At 61.4% G+C, this 18,181-nt stretch carries 12 protein-coding genes; 7 read left to right on the plus strand and 5 right to left on the minus strand.

The window, feature by feature from the left end; translation table 11 throughout:
* The first annotated feature begins 157 nt into the window (after window positions 1–157).
* Window positions 158–775, plus strand: a complete 618-nt coding sequence (locus ACR0KJ_RS10840) for a TetR/AcrR family transcriptional regulator (RefSeq protein ID WP_170453869.1) — start codon at window positions 158–160, stop codon at window positions 773–775.
* A 103-nt stretch (window positions 776–878) separates the two neighbouring features.
* On the opposite strand, the gene ACR0KJ_RS10845 is transcribed toward ACR0KJ_RS10840, so the two are convergent.
* The 3 genes from ACR0KJ_RS10845 to ACR0KJ_RS10855 all read right to left on the minus strand — a co-directional run bounded on the left by ACR0KJ_RS10845 (window position 879) and on the right by ACR0KJ_RS10855 (window position 7,789).
* Entirely contained in the window at window positions 879–2,249 is a 1,371-nt protein-coding gene (locus ACR0KJ_RS10845; protein ID WP_480626659.1) for an HlyD family type I secretion periplasmic adaptor subunit, read from the minus strand.
* Window positions 2,246–3,988: a type I secretion system permease/ATPase gene (locus ACR0KJ_RS10850; RefSeq protein WP_480626660.1), complete on the minus strand. Its 1,743-nt coding sequence runs from the start codon at window positions 3,986–3,988 to the stop codon at window positions 2,246–2,248. The genes ACR0KJ_RS10845 and ACR0KJ_RS10850 overlap by 4 nt, the downstream gene beginning before the upstream one ends.
* A gap of 63 nt (window positions 3,989–4,051) precedes the next feature.
* The gene (locus ACR0KJ_RS10855) at window positions 4,052–7,789 is read right to left on the minus strand and encodes a beta strand repeat-containing protein (protein WP_480626661.1); all 3,738 of its coding nucleotides are present in this window, start codon (window positions 7,787–7,789) and stop codon (window positions 4,052–4,054) included.
* 326 nt (window positions 7,790–8,115) lie between these two features.
* Between ACR0KJ_RS10855 and ACR0KJ_RS10860 the strand changes: the two genes are divergently transcribed.
* Together ACR0KJ_RS10860 and phnY are read left to right on the plus strand one after the other, a co-directional pair.
* Entirely contained in the window at window positions 8,116–9,114 is a 999-nt protein-coding gene (locus tag ACR0KJ_RS10860; protein WP_480626662.1) for a LysR family transcriptional regulator, read from the plus strand.
* Between the two features lie 76 nt (window positions 9,115–9,190).
* Window positions 9,191–10,636 carry a phosphonoacetaldehyde dehydrogenase gene (gene phnY / locus ACR0KJ_RS10865; protein WP_480626663.1) on the plus strand — a complete coding sequence of 482 codons (1,446 nt, stop codon included), beginning with the start codon at window positions 9,191–9,193 and terminating at the stop codon, window positions 10,634–10,636.
* On the opposite strand, the gene ACR0KJ_RS10870 is transcribed toward phnY, so the two are convergent.
* Entirely contained in the window at window positions 10,630–11,331 is a 702-nt protein-coding gene (locus ACR0KJ_RS10870; RefSeq protein ID WP_480584762.1) for a GntR family transcriptional regulator, read from the minus strand. The two genes, phnY and ACR0KJ_RS10870, sit on opposite strands and share 7 nt — an antisense overlap.
* 74 nt (window positions 11,332–11,405) lie before the next feature.
* On the minus strand, window positions 11,406–12,770 hold the full coding sequence (locus tag ACR0KJ_RS10875) for a formimidoylglutamate deiminase (RefSeq protein WP_480626664.1): 1,365 nt from the start codon (window positions 12,768–12,770) through the stop codon (window positions 11,406–11,408).
* 80 nt (window positions 12,771–12,850) lie between these two features.
* Between ACR0KJ_RS10875 and hutI the strand changes: the two genes are divergently transcribed.
* From hutI to hutU, 4 genes are read left to right on the plus strand one after another with little or no spacing between them, the layout of a single operon-like run.
* Window positions 12,851–14,059, plus strand: a complete 1,209-nt coding sequence (hutI, locus tag ACR0KJ_RS10880) for an imidazolonepropionase (RefSeq protein ID WP_480626665.1) — start codon at window positions 12,851–12,853, stop codon at window positions 14,057–14,059.
* A complete protein-coding gene (gene hutH / locus ACR0KJ_RS10885) occupies window positions 14,056–15,594 on the plus strand; it encodes a histidine ammonia-lyase (RefSeq protein WP_480626666.1) in 1,539 nt (512 codons plus the stop codon). Before hutI ends, hutH begins: the two co-directional genes overlap by 4 nt.
* Window positions 15,591–16,385, plus strand: coding sequence for an N-formylglutamate deformylase (gene hutG / locus ACR0KJ_RS10890; RefSeq protein ID WP_480626667.1), 795 nt, complete (start codon window positions 15,591–15,593; stop codon window positions 16,383–16,385). The genes hutH and hutG overlap by 4 nt, the downstream gene beginning before the upstream one ends.
* A complete protein-coding gene (gene hutU, locus ACR0KJ_RS10895) occupies window positions 16,382–18,064 on the plus strand; it encodes a urocanate hydratase (RefSeq protein WP_480626668.1) in 1,683 nt (560 codons plus the stop codon). The genes hutG and hutU overlap by 4 nt, the downstream gene beginning before the upstream one ends.
* The last annotated feature ends 117 nt before the right edge of the window (window positions 18,065–18,181 follow it).

The following is an 18,181-nucleotide window of genomic DNA, read 5'->3' on the forward strand; positions in this document are numbered from 1 at the left end:
GGCCTGCTGCAAGCCCGGTCTTGGGACAGAGGTGACCGTGCTGGGAGTGCCGGATTTCACAGGATCGTGACGTCAAACTGCGCGCAATGGCCAAGAATCCTTGTATCTGAACCGAACGGTTTATAAACTCGGACCACCTCAAGCATCAGGAGACGACATGACCCAGACCGCTACCATCCTGCGCACCGGCCGAAAATTCGACCAGGTTCTGCGCGGGGCCCGAGAGGTTTTCATGGCGGATGGGTTCGAAGGCGCAAGTGTGGACGACATCGCCCGTGCGGCGGGTGTGTCCAAGGCGACGCTGTACAGCTACTTCCCGGACAAGCGGCTTTTGTTTGTCGAGGTGGCACAGACCGAGTGCCGGCTTATGGCCGAGCGTGTTCTGTCGATGATCGATGAAACCAAGCCAGCACGTGAGGTGTTGACCATCACCGCAACACAGTTGGTCGGGTTTTTTGTATCAGACTTTAATCAACAGGTCTTCCGGGTCTGTGTCGCAGAACGGGATCGGTTCCCGGAACTGGGGCAGGCATTTTATGAGGCCGGACCTCAGAACGGACAGCGCAAGATTGCAGAGTATCTGGAAAAGGCCGTTGTCAGAGGTGAACTTGCGATTGAAGATGTCCAGATTGCCGCCGAGCAATTTGCCGAACTGTGCAAGGTTCGGCTGTGGGTGCGCGCTGCCTTTGGCATCCAGAAAGAGTTCAGCCAGGCCGAGATTGACGAAGTCGCGCTGCATGCCGTGGATATGTTCCTGGCCCGCTATGGTGCCTGAAAATTGATGGCCTGCACCGGGGCTTGCGGTGCAGGCCATCCTTCACTCAGTAAAATGGCACTCGGTAAGTATTGGGTCTAAGGCACAGGTCTTTGGAAATCCTTTATTCGATGAAAGTTCGTGCCAACCGGTCGCTGATGGGTTGCGCCAGATAGGCGATCACCGTGCGCTCGCCGGTATTGACGAACAGATCGGCAGGCATGCCCGGAACCAGATCAAGCGCGGTAACCGGCGCGGGTTGATCCGCATCCAGCCTGACGCGGGCCTGGTAATAGGGCTCGCCCGTCCGTTCATCCTCCAGCACGTCCGCTGATATATCGAAGATCTGGCCATGGGCTTCGGGTACATCGGCCTGCGCAAAGGCCGACAGGCGGATGCGCGTGGATTGTCCGACATGCAGCTTGTCGATGTCAGCGGTTTTCACCCGCGCTTCGACGATCAGCGCTTGGTCGGCGGGAACAATGTCCATGATATGCTCACCCGGCCGGATCACACCGCCCGTGGTCGAGGCGGTCAGGTTCACCACGCGCCCGCTGTCCGGGGCCACAAGCTCGATCCGGCTGCGTCGTTCGGCGGTGCCTGCATATTGCGGGCGGATCAGGTCCAGTTGCGCCTCGACCACCGCAAGTTCACCGGCAATGACCTCATCGCGCAGCTTTTGCTGGCTGAGCAGGGTCAGTTGTAGCTCATGAATCTGGTTCTCAGCCTGCGCGATCTGTGTCCGAAGCGAGGCATCGACGCCCGAAAGACGCTCAAGCTCGATCTGGCGGGCGCTGACACGGGTTGCGGCAACCAGACCCTTGTCCAGCAAGCCCTGCAGGTTGTCCAATTCGACCTGCGTGATCGTGATCTGGTTTTGGGTGCTCAGGCGCTGTTCGGCCAGCCCGGCGATCTGATCGCGCAGCCCTGTGATGCGTTGGGCATTGATGTCGGCCTCGGTCCGGCGGGCGCGGGCTTCGGCGTCGAACAGTTGTTTCTGGGTCAGATAAGCCGGGAACCAGTGCAGCCGGTTCATGTTGGCAGAGAACTGGGCAAGGGCTGCGGCCTCGTCAAAGCTGTCCTCGCCCGACATCTGTGCGATCAACCGCGCGCGGCGGACCGACAGCTCTCCCAATTGGCTGCCCAGCACGTTCAGATCGACGTCGATCTCAGTGCTGTCGAGCCGGATCAAAGGTTGCCCCTGTTCGACGAAATCCCCGTCCGCGATCAGGATCGAGCGGATGATGCCGCCGTCCAGATGCTCGACCGTCTTGCGGTCGCCCTCGACCACGAAAGAGGCCGGGGCCACTACCGCCCCGTCGAGCTTCGAGGCAAAGGCCCAGTAGACGCTACCAGCCCCAAAAGCCACCATTGCCAAAAGTCCAAACAGGACATAGCGCGCAATACCGGGCGATGTGTCGGTGATGTCGATCATCTGCCCGTCATTCAGGGTCAGAGTAGTCTGCGATTGGGTGTGTGGAACAAGCTGTCTCATTGTGCGGCTCCTGTGACTTGGGGTGCGGGGGCGGGCTGGGGTGTGGATTTCGCTTGCGTCTCCAATACGTTGCGGCGGTTGACCTTCAGCACATCCTCTTTGTCACCAAACTGAGTCTGGGCCCCGTTGCGCATGACCATGACCTTGTTTGCGGCCTGAAGGGTGGCGGGGCGATGGGTCATCACGATGGCAATGGCACCGCGCGCCTGAGCGGCCAGAATAGCCTCACGCAATGCGTGTTCGCCTTCGGCATCCAGATCGGAATTGGGCTCGTCCAGGACCAGTACAAACGGATCGCCATAGAGCGCGCGGGCCAGTGCCAGACGTTGCCTCTGACCGCCGGACAGGAAGAATCCCTGACCGATGCGCGTTTCATAGCCGTCGGGCAGGGCGTTGATCATCTCGTGAATGCCCGCCTCGCGCGCGGCGCGCAGAACCTCGGCATCGTCGATGGCGACCGAGAAGCGCGCGATGTTTTCGCGGATCGTTCCGTCGAATAGCTCAACGTCTTGTGGCAGATAGCCGATCTGCTTGCCCAGATCCTCGGCATTCCATTTCGACATCGGGCTGCCATCCAGCAGAACCTCGCCCCGTTGCGGGTGCCAGATCCCGGCCAGCATCTTGCCCAGCGTGGTCTTGCCCGAGCCGCTATGGCCGATGACGGCCAGCACATCGCCCGCGTCCAGGGCGAAATCGATCGACCGGATCGTGGCGTTGATGGCGCGGGGCGGTCCGGCCTGTGCGATGCGGACGTTCAGGGATTTGAACGCGCGGGGCAGGTGCAGGTTGGGCGGGGTCTCGGCAAACTCATGGGTCAGGGCCTTGATCTTGGCATAGGACCCGCGCGCCGCCAGAAAGCCGCGCCATTGGCCGATCAACTGGTCGATGGGCGACAGGGCGCGGGCCAGAACGATGGTGGCGGCGATCATCACGCCTGCGGTGGATTCTCCGGTGATCGCAAGGGCGGCACCCAGTCCGAGAATCGCGGATTGCAGCCCCATGCGGATAGTTTTGGACATGACCGAAAAGCTGGCGATCCGGTCAGCGGCTTTGGTCTTGTGCCTGTGCGCATCGATCTGCAGCGCGGTCCAGCGGCGCACCAGATCGGATTTCATCCCCAGCGCGTGCACTAGTTCGGCATTACGGTCGCTGGTGTTGAACAACGCATCCGAGCGTCCCCGCGCCTGCGCGGCGTTTTGCATCGGCGCATGGGCGCGGGCGTTGTTGATCACCGCCATGAGGGTCAGGGTTACGGCTCCGGCCAGCCCCAACAGACCCAGCAGCGGGTGCAAGACGTAAAGGACCAGCAGATAGATCGGTATCCATGGCGCATCAAAAAAGGCGGTCAGGGTGCTGCCCGAAATGAATTCGCGAAATCCGTTGACGTCTTCGACCAGATTCTCACCGGCCTGACCGTCGCCCTGAACCCGGCGGCGCATGGCGGCACCCAGAACGGGCGCGCCGACAGACATCTCGAACCGGGCGGCAAGACGGCCAAGGATGCGCATCCGCATCAGGTCGAGACAGGCGATCACGACAAACACGCCGCCCAACAGCAGCGTCAGTGCGATCAGTGTGTCCATGTTCTGGCTGGTCAGCACACGGTCATAGACCTGAAGCATGTAAAGCGGTCCGGCCAGCATCAGCAGATTCAGAAACAGGCTGAACAGCGCGGCGGCGACAAAGCCTTTGCGCAGCGCGGCCCAAGCGGTTTCGACGGGGTTGGATTTCTTGAACATCGGATAGCCCTTTCCGGTTGATCAAAAACGGGGCGACCCGAAGGCCGCCCCGATTGAGGTTGGTTACGCGACGAAGTCGTCGTCACTCAGGTCGGTGCTGTTGACACCGGCCAGACGGACCGAGCCTTCGCCTCCGAACGAGATGACAGCGTCGTTGCCATCCTGAGCGACGCTCAGCGCGCCGCCGAAATCCGGGCCGAAGTCCCCGAACTGAAGCTGGTCGAGACCAACTTCGAAGTCCTGGATCACGTCGTTGCCGAAGTTCGAGCCGAACGAGAAGGTGTCTGAACCTGCGCCGCCGATCAGGATGTCATCGCCACCCTCACCGTTCAGCAGGTCGTCGCCTTCGCCACCGTTCAGAACGTTGGACAGATCGCTGCCAAAGATCACGTCACCATCGTCCGAGCCGATGACGTTCTCGATGGATTGCAGGATGTCTGTCTCGATCTGGTTCTCGATGACGTCCTGACCGATGACACCAATGCCACCCACGGCATTGACGTCCAGCGTCGCTCCTGCATCCACCAGCGTATCCTGTACGACCGGGCCGTTGATGCCCGCCGGTGCATTGTGCAGATGGATGGCCGAGACAACACCCGGGATCGGCGTGTTCAGGTCGGCTTCGTTCAGACCCACAACGCTGAGTTCGCTAGAATAGGTGACCTCGCCTGTCGCTAGGTTCTGGGTGATGACAACGGTTGCGTCACCGGTGGCTTCGCTGTCCGAGGTCGGCCCAGGCTCTTGCGCCGCGTCCAGACCGCCGCTCAGCGAGACTGTGCGGATGCCGTTCTCGGTCACGTCGCTATCGACCAGCAGTTGCCCGCGGATTTCACCGCCCGGGAACTCAGAGGTGTGGATGTTGTAGTACAGGTTGCCTTGAACCGCTTGTTCCACGAACTGCGCGCCGTCTTCGATGGCCGAACCGAACTGATCCGGTGCTGCGACAACCGCATCGACGACCGAGATGTTGAAGCCGGTGTCGCGCGTGGCGGTGCCGTTGCCATTGGCGTCCAGACGAACCTCGACCGCGACATCCAGATCCGAGAAGTCGGCTGTGTCGATGCCGTCGCCACCGTCGATGAAGTCATTGCCCAGACCGCCGGTCAGAACATTGTCCGCATCGCCTGCGATCAGCACGTCATCCCCTGCGCCGCCAACAATATCACCGTTGGTGGTGCCCAGATCGACAAAGATGTCGTCGCCATCGCTCAGCAAGACGTTGCCGTTGATCACACCTTCGTCGTCGTTGACAATGGTCACGCTGGCTGCGTCCGAGGCGTCGATTGCGTTGACCGTGCCGCGAATCTCACCTTCGTTCAGGATCGCGCCCAGCAGGTTCAGGCCGCCATCGATACGAATACCGGCTGCCGCGTCCGAGTCCTCGGACCCTGCGATCAGACCTTCGTTGACAACAACACCCGCGAAAGAGGCGTCATCCTGGCTGGTGAACAGGCGCAGACCGTCGCCGACCTGGTTGCCCTCGATCGCGTCGCCACGACCTTGCAGCGTGCCTTCGTTCAGGATCGCGGCCGAAACCACATCGCCCGAGACGTCACCAGTTTGCAGCGAAACGGCAGACCCGTTGTTGCCTTCACCTGCATCCACCACACCGGAGTTGTTGAAGGTGTAGTTGTCGGCGGTGCCATCAGCGTAGACAGTCCCGTTGCGCTGGTTGCCGGTGCCGAGGATGGTGCCTTCGTTGACAACCTCTAGACCTTCACCGTCGATATTCACCGCACGGCTGTCCGAGGTGACAGTCCCACGGTTCACAAACGATCCGCCCGTGTGATCACCCGTGCCAAAATACACACCGTTCTGGCCACCTTCGAACAGACCGCCTTCTTCGTTGATCAGCTGACCCTGGAAGTTGACGTTGTTCACCGCGCGGAATGCGCCGACGGTGCCGTTAGCACCTTCCGAGGCGACCACGCCCGCGTTGATGATGGTGCCCGAGAAGGTCCCGGCGTTGCCGACATTGCCAATGCGGATACCGTCACCGGCTGCGTTGGTGCCTGCGGCGGCGTTGCCCCGACCCTGGATGGTGCCGTCATTGTTCAGCTCGAAGGAATTCTCGCCTGCAATCTCGGCACCAAAGCCCGAACCTTCGTTGCCTTCGCCTGCGTCCACAACACCGGTTTCCAGGTTGTTGAAGGTGAAGTCTTGCGCGGTGCCGTCAGCGTAGACCGTGCCGTTGCGCTGGCTGTCAGTGCCGATAATTTCACCGGCGTTGTTCACCTCAAGGCCAATGCCATCGATGTTGAACGCCCGGCTGTCCGACGAAATGGTTCCGCCTTCCAGGTTGTTGAACACACCGCCGGTGTGATCTGCGCCTTCGCCTGCAACGGGGTTGCCGAAATAGACACCGTTTTGAACGCCCGAGATATCGCCCGAGTTGTTGAACTCACCCTGGAACGAAACACCGTTGACGAAACGCACACCCGCAACGGTTCCGTTTGCGCCTTCCGAGTCGATGGTGCCGGTGTTGTTGATGATCGCGTCAGTGGTGCCGACATTGCCGACGTTGCCGATCCGGACGCCATCACCCGCCGCATTGGTGCCTGCGGCTGCGTTGCCACGGCCCTGAATCGTACCGGCGTTGTCAAGGGTGAACGAGTTCGCGCCATCCTCGGCCCCGCCGATTTCGACACCAAAACCCGATCCCTGATTGTGCTCGCCCGCATCGATGGTCCCGGTGGTCAGGTTGTTGACCGAGAAGTCGTCGGCCGTACCGTCCGCATAAACGGTGCCGTTGCGCTGATCGTCAGTGCCGAGGATATCGCCGCCGTTGACCAGGTTCACACCCGTGCCGTCGATGTTGACCGCGCGGCTGTCCGACTGAATGGTGCCAAAGTTCAGAACGTCCAGATCATGCGCGCCCTGACCGATATACAGGCCGTTCGCGGCCCCTTCGATCACACCGGTCGAGGTGTTCAGGATCTCGCCTTCGGTGTTTGCACCGTCAGCGATCCGGATACCCGCGGCGGTGCCTTGGGTGCTTTCCGAAGAGATCAAACCGCTGTTAACAATCTCGGTGTCCAGAATGGTGCCTTCGGCGCCATTGTCGATGCGGATACCGTCGCCCGCCAGCGCGGTGTTCGACGCCGCCTGACCCCGGCCCTGAATGGTCGCGCCGAAGCCGTTGAATACATCGGTTTCCACACGGTCGCCGATCTCATCACCGATCTGAAGCGAAACGCCTGCGCCCTGATTGCCCTCACCGGCATCTACGGTCCCGCCCGCGAAATTCGAGATCGAGATATCCTCGGCAGTGCTGTTGGTGTAGATCGTGCCATTGCGCTGGTCGCCGGTGCCGAGGATGTCGCCGAAATTGCGCACATCGATGCCTTGGCCCTGAATGTCCACGGCACGGCTGTCGGAACTGATCACGCCGCCCCGGAAATTGTCCAGGCTGCCCGAGCTGTCTGCGCCCAGGAATTGAACACCGTTGAAGTCGCCCGAGATTGCACCAAAGTTGCGCACAGCGGCGCTGCCGGTGACCTGAACGCCGGTTGCCAGCGCATCAGGGCCGCTATTGGCGTCGATCACGCCCGAGCGGAAGTTGAAGATGTCAACATCCTGCCCCTGCGCCTGAACAGCGGCAACGGCGTTGTTGGTGACGATCTCGCCAAAGTTCAGCAGGCGCGAGAAATCATTGGCCAGAACAAAAGCGGGGGTGTCATCTACCACCGTGCTCTGGAAGAAGTTGTTGAAAAGGGTTTGGCCGTCGCGGGTCGTCTCTTGCGCCAAGGTTGACGTGGTCAAGAGACGGGCGCGCAGGCTTTCTACGAATTGGGACAGCATGGGTCACTCCGTCAGGTTTGTTGCGTGGTGCAGGCGGCCCGAATGCTTGGGCAGCCGACGCATCAAAGGAGTAGGCCCCACCCCGAGGCAGCGGAAATTCATGGTCCAAATCGGGGCTATAACCGATGCAAATAGTCACAAAACGCGTGAGGTCTGAAACCTTCAAACCCTGCAAAACAAGGCGCTTCACGAATACACGCCACGCGGTTTGCCCTATTCATTTTCGAAAGTTGACAGATTTGTTAACGGAAGTGAGCGTTTATTCCCCCGGATTTCGGGCGCAGGTCTTCTGAATCCGGCCCCTCAGGCGTATTTTGACGGCATGAATGCTCCCATTTCCAATTGTGACGTTTGCCAAAATGAATATCCGTGATCTGGAATACGTCCTTGCGATTGCCAAACACGGTCAGTTCAGTCAGGCCGCGCAGGCGTGCAACGTGTCCCAGCCAGCGATGTCCAACCAGATCAAGAAGCTTGAGAATGAGCTTGGCACGGAATTGTTCCTGCGGCTGAACAATGAGGTACGCCCTACCGCCTGCGGTGCGCGGATCGTGGACATCGCCGCACGCATTCTGGCCGACGCGCAAAAGATCCGCGATACCGCGACCGAGTTCCGCGACCCCGAGGCTGTGCCCTTCACCATCGGCATGACCCCAACGCTGGCCCCCTATCTGACGCAGTATTTCTCGGATCTGTTCAATGCACTGTTCCCACGGATGCGCGTTACCATGATCGAAGACCTGCCGCAGAACATGCTGCAAATGGTCGAAGATCATGCGCTGGACATGGCTCTGGTGGCCAAGATCAATAACAGTGCCGCGCTGGATTTCACCTCGATCTGGTCCGAGCCGCTGTTTCTGGCGCTGCGACAAGGGCATCCGCTGTGTACTTTAACATCCATCACACCGGAAGACGTGCCGCCGCATGATTTCATCCGCCTGCCACACAGTTTTGGCTATGAGCTTGAGGAGCGGTTGCCCAAACATGACCCCTCAACCCGGATCAGCAAGCGCTTTGACCTGACTGCCCTGCGGTTCGAAACGATCTGCCGCCATATCTGCCATTCGGATGACTGCACCATTGTCTCGGCTTTGGCGGCCGAGCAATTCAAGCGCGACAACTGGCCCTTGTGCTTCATCCCGTTCGACGCGCCCGGCCATCTGCGCGATCTGGGGGCTGCCACACGCCCCAATTGCCCGAGAAAACCGATGTTGGCGCGAATAGGGGAGTATATCCGGGAAAAGCCGCCGGTTGGGGTTATTCCGACCTATCGGTCTGAGCTTCCGGTCGATCAGGGGCAGCGACCCGCACTTGCCCAAGCCTGAGTTTTCTCGAAACCCATTGTTGACGCAGGGCGGAGGGCAGCTCTATCCGTTGACCCGTGGCAATTGGGGTAGGCAGATGGCAGTGGACATTCGGAACGAAGGCATGCGCATCGGCGGGCAGGTGGTGTTCTCTGAGGCCACCATTCCGGTTCATTATCCCTACACGAACGAGGTGGTCGGCACTGTTCCCGCAGGCACGGTCGATCACGTGCGGCAGGCCTTCGAGATTGCCGCCAATTACACACCCCGCCTGACCCGCTATGAGCGCAGTCAGATCTTGCAGCGTGCAGGCGACCTGATCGGTGAGCGGCGCGAGTACCTCGCGAAATGGCTGACGCTGGAGCTTGGGATTTGCCATCAGCACGCGGTTTACGAAACCAGACGCGCGCAGGATGTGTTTCAGTTCGCCGCCTCCGAGGCGCTGCGCGATGATGCCGAGGTCTTTTCCTGCGACCTGACCCCCAACGGCAAGCCCCGCAAGATTTTCACCAAGCGCGAACCCGTTCGTGCGATCAGTGCGATCACGCCGTTCAATCATCCTTTGAACATGGTCGCCCACAAGATCGCGCCGTCGATTGCGACGAATAATTGCATGGTCTGCAAGCCGACCGAACTGACCCCCCTGACCGCGCTCAGCCTTGCCGACATTCTGTATGAAGCCGGTTTGCCGCCCGAGATGTTTCAGGTTGTCACGGGCTGGCCGCAAGAGATCGGGGATGAGATGGTCACCAATGACCATATCGACATCATTACCTTCACCGGGGGCGTGCCCGTCGGCAAAAGTATCGCGGCCAAGGCGGGGTACAAACGGCAGGCCTTGGAACTGGGTGGAAACGACCCGCTGATCGTGCTGAACGATCTGGGCGACGCCGATCTGGACAGGGCCGCGGCCATCGCGGTTGCCGGGGCAACGGGCAATTCCGGGCAGCGCTGCACCGCCATCAAACGTATTCTGGTTCAAAACAGCGTGGCAGATCGTTTTGTGCCCTTCGTGCTGGACAAGGCTAAAGCCATCCGTTTTGGCGACCCGCAGGACCCGGAAACGGAACTGGGCTGCGTGATCCATGCAGAGGCTGCGGCGCTGTTTGAAACCCGCGTGATGGATGCCGAACGGCAGGGCGCGCAAGTTCTGTATCACCCCGGGCGACAGGGGGCCTTACTGCCCCCAATCGTGGTTGATCACGTGCCCTACAATAGTGCGTTGGTGATGGAGGAAACCTTCGGCCCCATCATCCCCATCCTGCGTGTCCCCGACGATGACGACGCGGTGATGGCAATTTCCAATGGCACGCCGTTTGGCCTGTCATCGGGCGTTTGCACAAACGATCTGAACCGCGCGATTGCCTATATCAACGGGCTGCACGTCGGCACCTGCAATATCTGGGAGCAACCGGGCTACCGGATTGAGATGTCTCCGTTCGGGGGCATAAAGGACAGCGGCAATGGTGTGAAAGAAGGTGTCATCGAAGCGATGAAGTTCTTCACCAATGTCAAAACCTACTCGCTGCCCTGGCCTCAGTAAGTGGTGCGCATCTGGTATCCCTGATGGAAGGTCATGCGCACGAATGTCACCGGTTTGGCCTGAAACCATGTCGTGCGCTCCAACTGGAACAGCGGCGTTCCGGGCGGGACGGACAGGAAATCCTGCAAATGCCCCGTGGCCGGAACCGCCGACAGGGCGATCTCCGCGTTTGAAAAGGGCACCTCGGCCAGCAGCCATTCGTTGGGTCCGGTTGCAAGGAAATCCTCGTCCACCACATGGGGGACCGCCTCGACATTGATCCAGCGTTCCTCGAACTGAAAGGGGCGGTTGTCGGCGTGGTGCATGCAGTGCAGGTGAAGGACCTGAGCCCCCTCGGCCAGACCCAGCTTGGCCTGCAACCATGCGGGACAATCAATCAGGGTCCGACTAACCAGAGCATAGCGGTATTCGGCATTCATATCCTCGATGGTTTGGCGAACCACGGTGATCGGCAGCTTGGCCTGCTTGACCGGAGTGGTCACGACGCGCGTGCCGCCCTTGCGCTTGCGGGTGATGATCCCTTGCTCGGACAATTCCCGCAGAGCGCGATTGACAGTGGCGCGGGCGCAACCGAACTCGGCTGCAAGCTCCAACTCGGTCGGCAAAAGGCTGCCTTGTGGCCAGATGCGGGTCTGGATGCGGTTCAGAACCTCGTCGCGTATGTCCTGAAAGCCCATTGTCTTTGGCACGGTCACGGGTTGCTCACTTAATATCTGCCTCTATTCATATTATGTCCGGATTAAATCTGGATGCAAAGTTATCAACCTAATCACAGCGCGGACAAAAGCCCCTCTATCGCGGTTCGGTAAGTGGCGATGATCCGGTCGCGATGGATATGGCGACCGTTGCGCACCTGATGCCGCCCGGCGGACCAAAGGTCGGTCACGACCGAGTCCCTGGACGCAAAGACCAACCCGTCCAGCACCTGATCGGATCGCAGTGCACACAGCGCCGGGTTTTGGCTGTCTATGGCGACCAGATCGGCCAGCTTGCCCTCGGCGATCTGTCCTGCATCGCGATCCAAGGCTTGCGCGCCACCCATGGCCGCGCCGCAATAGAGCGTTTGCCCGACCGAGCCTTCGCCCACAACCAGCACATTGCGCGACAGATCGCGCAGCCGCTGGGAATATTCCAGGGTGCGCAGCTCTTCGGTCAGGGAAATCAGCACATTGGAATCCGAGCCGACCCCGAACGCCCCGCCAGCGGTCAGATAGGTGGGGCCGTTGAAGGGACCATCACCCAGATTGGCCTCGGTGATGGGGCACAGGCCTGCAACGGCCCCGCTGGCGGCCATGGCGCGGGTCTCGGCCTCGGTCATATGGGTGGCGTGGATCAGGCACCAATTGGCATCGACGGGGGCATTGGCCAGCAGCCATTCCACCGGGCGGGCGCGCAGACCGGCCTGTACTTCGGCCACCTCTTTGGGTTGCTCGGCGATGTGGATGTGGATCGGACCAGTGCCTTGCGCGGCGATCACCTGCGCCAGATCGGCGGGTGAGGTGGCGCGAAGGGAATGCGGCGCGATGCCAACGCGGCAATCCCCGGGCAGAGACCCAAGCGCGCCCCGCGCCTGATCGACCAGCGTGCAGAACCGGTCCACATCATTGCCAAACCGCTGCTGGCCGGGTTCCAGTGGTTTTTCCCCGACGCCCGCGTAGCTGTATAGCACCGGCAGGTGGGTCAGCCCGATCCCGGTCTCACCAGCGGCAGCCATGATCCGGTCGCTGAGCTCGGCAAGCCGGTCATAGGGCTGCCCGCCGGGTTGGTGATGCAGATAGTGGAACTCTCCGACCGCGGCGTACCCGGCCTCCTGCATCTCAAGATACACAAGCGCGGCGATGGCCTGCACCTGATCCGGGGTCAGATGCGCGGTAAAGCGGTACATCAGCTCGCGCCAGGTCCAGAAACTGTCGCGACCCGCCAAACGGTATTCGGTCATCCCGGCCATCGCGCGTTGAAAGGCGTGGCTGTGCAGATTGGACAGCGCGGGCAGCAGAGTATCGACGCGGGTGTCTCCCTGCATGGCCGCCGCGTTTGGTGTCAGGCGTGAAATGCGCCCGTCCCGAACCTCCAGCCGCAGGTTTTCGGCCCATCCATCCGCCAGCAGGGCGCGGTTTGCGAATATGGTGGTCATATTTGCCTCCGGTTTTATGGATAGACATAAAGCATAAACACCTGTACCAGAAAAGAGAGAATTTCACGAGAGGGATTCGAATGCAGGCCCCCGACCACCTGTTCACCGATCTGAATGCCGCAACGATGGCGGGACAGGCCGCATATGGGCTGGTCCATGGGGCCGCGATTGCCGTTCAGGGCGGTCGGATTGTCTGGGTCGGTGCTCAGACGGAATTGCCTGCACAGTATTCGGCGCTGCCCAGAACCTCACTGGAGGGCCGTTTGGTGACGCCAGCACTGATCGACTGCCACACCCATGTGGTGCATGGTGGCCATCGCGCGGCCGAATTCGAAATGCGCCTGAACGGGGCCAGTTATGAACAGGTCGCGCGGGCCGGGGGTGGCATCATCTCAACCGTGAAGGCGACGCGAGCGGCCAGTGTCGATGACCTGATCGCGCAGGCGCTACCCCGCGTCGACGCGATGCTGGCCGAGGGCGTTTCGGTGATCGAGGTCAAATCGGGTTACGGGTTGGATCACGAAACCGAGTTGACCATGCTGCGCGCGGCCAGGGCTTTGCCCGAACACCGCCCGGTGCGGGTTGTCACCAGTTTTCTGGGTGCCCATGCTGTGCCTGCGGACTATGCCGGTCGGCCCAAAGATTACATCGCCGAAATCTGCATTCCGACCCTGCGTGCCGCCCATGCCGAGGGTCTGGTCGATGCGGTGGATGCGTTCAGCGAAGGAATAGCCTTCCTGCCCGACCAGTTGGTGCCGTTGTTCGATGTGGCGCAGCAGCTTGGTCTGCCGATCAAGGTTCACGCCGAGCAACTGTCCAATCTGGGTGGTGCAAAGCTGGCCGCCTCATATGGCGCGTTGTCCGCTGATCACATCGAGTATCTGGATGAAGACGGCGTTCAGGCCATGGCCGAGGCAGGCACCGTGGGCGTCATCCTGCCCGGAGCGTTCTATACGCTGCGCGAGACACAGGCCCCGCCGATCGACCTGCTGCGCAAATACAATGTGCCGATGGCGCTGGCGACCGATTGCAATCCGGGCTCTGCCCCGATGACGTCTTTGCTGCTGGCGATGAACATGGCCTGCACCTTGTTTCGCATGACGCCCGAAGAGGCATTGCAAGGAGTCACCACCAACGCTGCCCGCGCGCTGGGTCTGAGCGATTGCGGCCAGATCTCCCCCGGCCTGCGCGCCGATTTCGCGGTCTGGAACGTCTCGCACCCGGCGGAACTCGCCTATCGCATCGGCTTCAACCCGCTTCACGCCCGCATCATCGGAGGTGCGTTTTGACCCCGCTGACACTAACCCCCGGCGCTGTCTCGCTGGCGCAACTGGAACAGGTTTACCGCGAGGAATGCGCGGTGCGGCTTGACCCGGCCTGCCGCCCCGGCATCGAAGCGGCGCAGGCGCGCATTGCCGAGGCTGCGGCGGGTGAGGCGGCGGTTTACGGGGTCAATACGGGCTTTGGCAAACTGGCCAGCGTCAAGATTGCCGCCGAGGATACGGCGACCCTGCAACGTAATCTTATCCTGTCTCATTGCTGTGGTGTCGGTCCTGCGATCCCGCGCGCGGTTGCGCGGCTGATGATGGTGCTGAAACTGCTCAGCCTTGGGCGTGGCGCGTCCGGTGTGCGGCTGGAACTGATCGACCTGCTTGAAGCCATGCTCGACAAAGGCGTCACCCCGGTGATCCCGGCGCAGGGCTCGGTGGGCGCTTCGGGCGATCTGGCACCGCTGTCGCACATGGCCGCTGTCATGATGGGCGCGGGTGAGGCCGAATATGGCGGCGGGGTGATGCCCGGCCACAAGGCGCTGATCGCCGCCGGTTTGACCCCGGTGGAACTCGGCCCCAAGGAAGGGTTGGCGCTGATTAACGGCACCCAGTTCTCGACCGCTTTTGCGCTGGCGGGTCTGTTTGGTGCGTGGCAAGCCGCACAAAGCGCGTTGGTGACTTCGGCGCTGACCACGGATGCGATCATGGGGTCCACGGCCCCATTGCAACCGGAAATCCACACGCTGCGTGGCCATCGCGGCCAGATCGAGGCCGGGGCCACCATGCGCGCCCTGTTGGCCGGGTCGGTGATCCGCGAAAGCCATCGTGAGGGCGACACACGGGTTCAGGACCCTTATTGCATCCGGTGCCAACCGCAGGTCGTGGGTGCGGCGATGGATGTGCTGCGTCAGGCGGCCACCACGCTGGAGATCGAGGCAAATGCCGCCACCGACAACCCTCTGGTCCTGTCCGGGGCCGGGCTGATCGTCTCCGGCGGCAACTTTCACGCTGAACCGGTGGGTTTTGCCGCCGACATGATCGCGCTGGCCGTGGCCGAGATCGGGGCGATTGCTCAGCGCCGCATTGCGCTGATCGTCGATCCGGTGCTCAGCTTTGATCTGCCGCCTTTCCTGACGCCCAATCCGGGGCTGAACTCGGGGCTTATGATTGCCGAGGTCACCACGGCCGCGCTGATGAGCGAGAACAAGCACCTGGCCAACCCTTGTGTGACGGACTCAACGCCCACCTCTGCCAATCAGGAGGATCACGTCAGCATGGCCGCCCATGGCGCGCGGCGTCTGGGGCAGATGGTGACCAATCTTGAACGCATTCTTGGGGTCGAACTGCTCTGCGCCACGCAAGGCGTCGAATTCCGCGCGCCGCTGCCGACCAGCGAGACCTTGCAGGGCGTGATGGCGCGCCTGCGCGCTGTGGTGCCGCCCCTGGGCGACGACCGCTATACCGCGCCGGATATCGAAGCCGCCTATGCACTGATTGCCAACGGTGAGATTGCCCATGGCACAGGTATAGACATGCCGGAGCTTGGCGCATGATCGACTCGGTTGAAATCGCGCGGGGCGACAGCCCCATCGTGCTGGGCCTGCCTCATACCGGCACCTATGTTCCGCCCGAGATCGAGGCCAGGCTGAATGACCGGGGCAGGGGGCTGGTCGATACCGACTGGCATATCCATCAGCTTTATGACGGGTTGCTGCCCGGTGCCACAACAGTGCGCGCCACTTTCCATCGTTATGTGATCGACGCCAACCGCGACCCGTCGGGCGTGTCGCTATATCCCGGTCAGAACACCACCACGCTGGTGCCGATGACGGATTTTGACGGGCGGGATATCTGGGGTGATCCGCCCTCTGAGGCAGAAATCGCCGCCCGCCGCGCCGCCTTCCACGCGCCTTATCACGCCGCGCTTGAGGCCGAACTGGCGCGGGTCAAGGCGATCCACGGTGTTGCGGTGCTGTATGATTGCCACTCGATCCGCAGTCATATCCCCTTCCTGTTTGACGGAACACTGCCGGACCTGAACCTCGGAACGAATGACGGCACGACCTGCGCGCCCGAGATTGAGGCCATCGCCCATGAGTTTGCGGCCTCATCGCCCTATAGCACAGTGCTGAACGGGCGGTTCAAGGGCGGCTGGACGACCCGCCATTATGGCCGCCCTGCCGAAGGGCTGCACGCCATTCAGATGGAACTGGCGCAATCCACCTACCTGACCGCCGAGCGCCCGCCGTGGTCCTATGACGAACGCAAAGCCACGCGCCTGCGCCGCTGGCTGAAAGATATACTCGACGCTATCCACGACACCGCATTGGAGCTTGCCCGATGACTGACCCTCGCAAAAACACCCGTGACGTGTACCCGCCCGCCGGGCCCGAACTGAACGCCAAAAGCTGGATGACCGAGGCTCCGCTGCGGATGTTGATGAACAACCTGCACCCGGATGTGGCCGAAAACCCGCATGAGCTGGTGGTCTATGGCGGTATTGGCCGCGCGGCGCGGACGTGGAAGGATTTCGACACCATCGTCGCCAGCCTCAAGGATCTGGAAGAGGATGAAACGCTGGTGGTGCAGTCCGGCAAGCCGGTGGCGATTGTGCGGACCCATTCGGATGCGCCTCGGGTGCTGATCGCGAACTCGAATCTGGTGCCGCATTGGGCGAACTGGGATCACTTTAATGAGCTCGATAAGAAGGGCCTGATGATGTATGGCCAGATGACCGCTGGCTCGTGGATCTATATCGGCACGCAGGGCATCGTTCAGGGCACCTATGAGACCTTTGCCGAGGCCGGGCGTCAGCATTATGACGGCGACCTGACCGGCAAGTGGATTCTGACCGGCGGTTTGGGCGGCATGGGCGGCGCGCAGCCTTTGGCGGCGGTCTTTGCCGGGGCCTGCTGTCTGGCGGTCGAGTGCAACCCGGACAGCATCGATTTCCGTCTGCGCACCAGATATCTGGATGAGAAGGCCGAGACGCTGGACGAAGCGTTGGAAATGATCGACCGCTGGACCAAGGCGGGTGAGGCGAAATCGGTCGGCCTGCTGGGCAACGCAGCCGAAATCTTCCCCGAAATCTATCGGCGGATGCAGGAAGGCGGCATGCGCCCCGACATCGTCACCGACCAGACCAGCGCCCATGATCCGGTCAACGGCTATCTGCCATTGGGCTGGACCATGGCGCAGTGGAAGGACAAGCGCGAAAGCGATCCCAAGGCGGTTGAAAAAGCCTCGCGCGCGTCGATGAAGCAACACGTGGCGGCGATGGTCGATTTCTGGAACGCAGGCGTGCCGACGCTGGATTACGGCAACAACATCCGGCAGGTGGCGCAGGATGAGGGGCTGGAAAACGCCTTTGCCTTCCCCGGCTTCGTGCCTGCTTATATCCGCCCGCTGTTCTGTCGTGGCATCGGCCCGTTCCGCTGGTGCGCGCTGTCGGGCGACCCGGAAGATATCTACAAGACCGACGCCAAGATGAAAGAGCTGTTCCCCGAGAACACACATCTGCACAACTGGCTCGACATGGCGCAGGAGCGGATCGCCTTCCAAGGCCTGCCCGCCCGTATCTGCTGGATCGGGTTGGGCGACCGCCATCGCGCCGGTTTGGCGTTCAACGAAATGGTTCGCAACGGCGAATTGAAAGCACCGGTGGTGATCGGGCGCGATCATCTGGATTCGGGCTCGGTCGCAAGCCCGAACCGTGAGACCGAGGCGATGAAGGACGGCTCGGATGCGGTTAGCGACTGGCCGCTGCTGAATGCGCTGGTCAACACCGCCTCGGGGGCGACATGGGTGTCGTTGCACCATGGCGGCGGGGTCGGTATGGGGTTCAGCCAGCACGCAGGCGTGGTGATTTGCGCTGATGGCACGGATGAGGCTGCAAAACGGCTGGAGCGCGTTCTGTGGAACGATCCGGCCTCGGGCGTTTGGCGTCATGCCGATGCGGGGTACGAGGATGCCAAAGCCTGCGCGCGCGAACACGGGTTGCGGCTGCCGGGCATTCTGGGCTGACACCTTGTTTCTCAATTGCGTACGAGATCGTCACAGAACGACGATGCGTCATATTGGGGTGATTGGCGTATAGAGTGTTGCGTCAAAACATTTTATCGATAATAACTCCAAAGCAAC

The sequence above is a fragment of the Ruegeria sp. AD6 genome, from assembly GCF_056542325.1.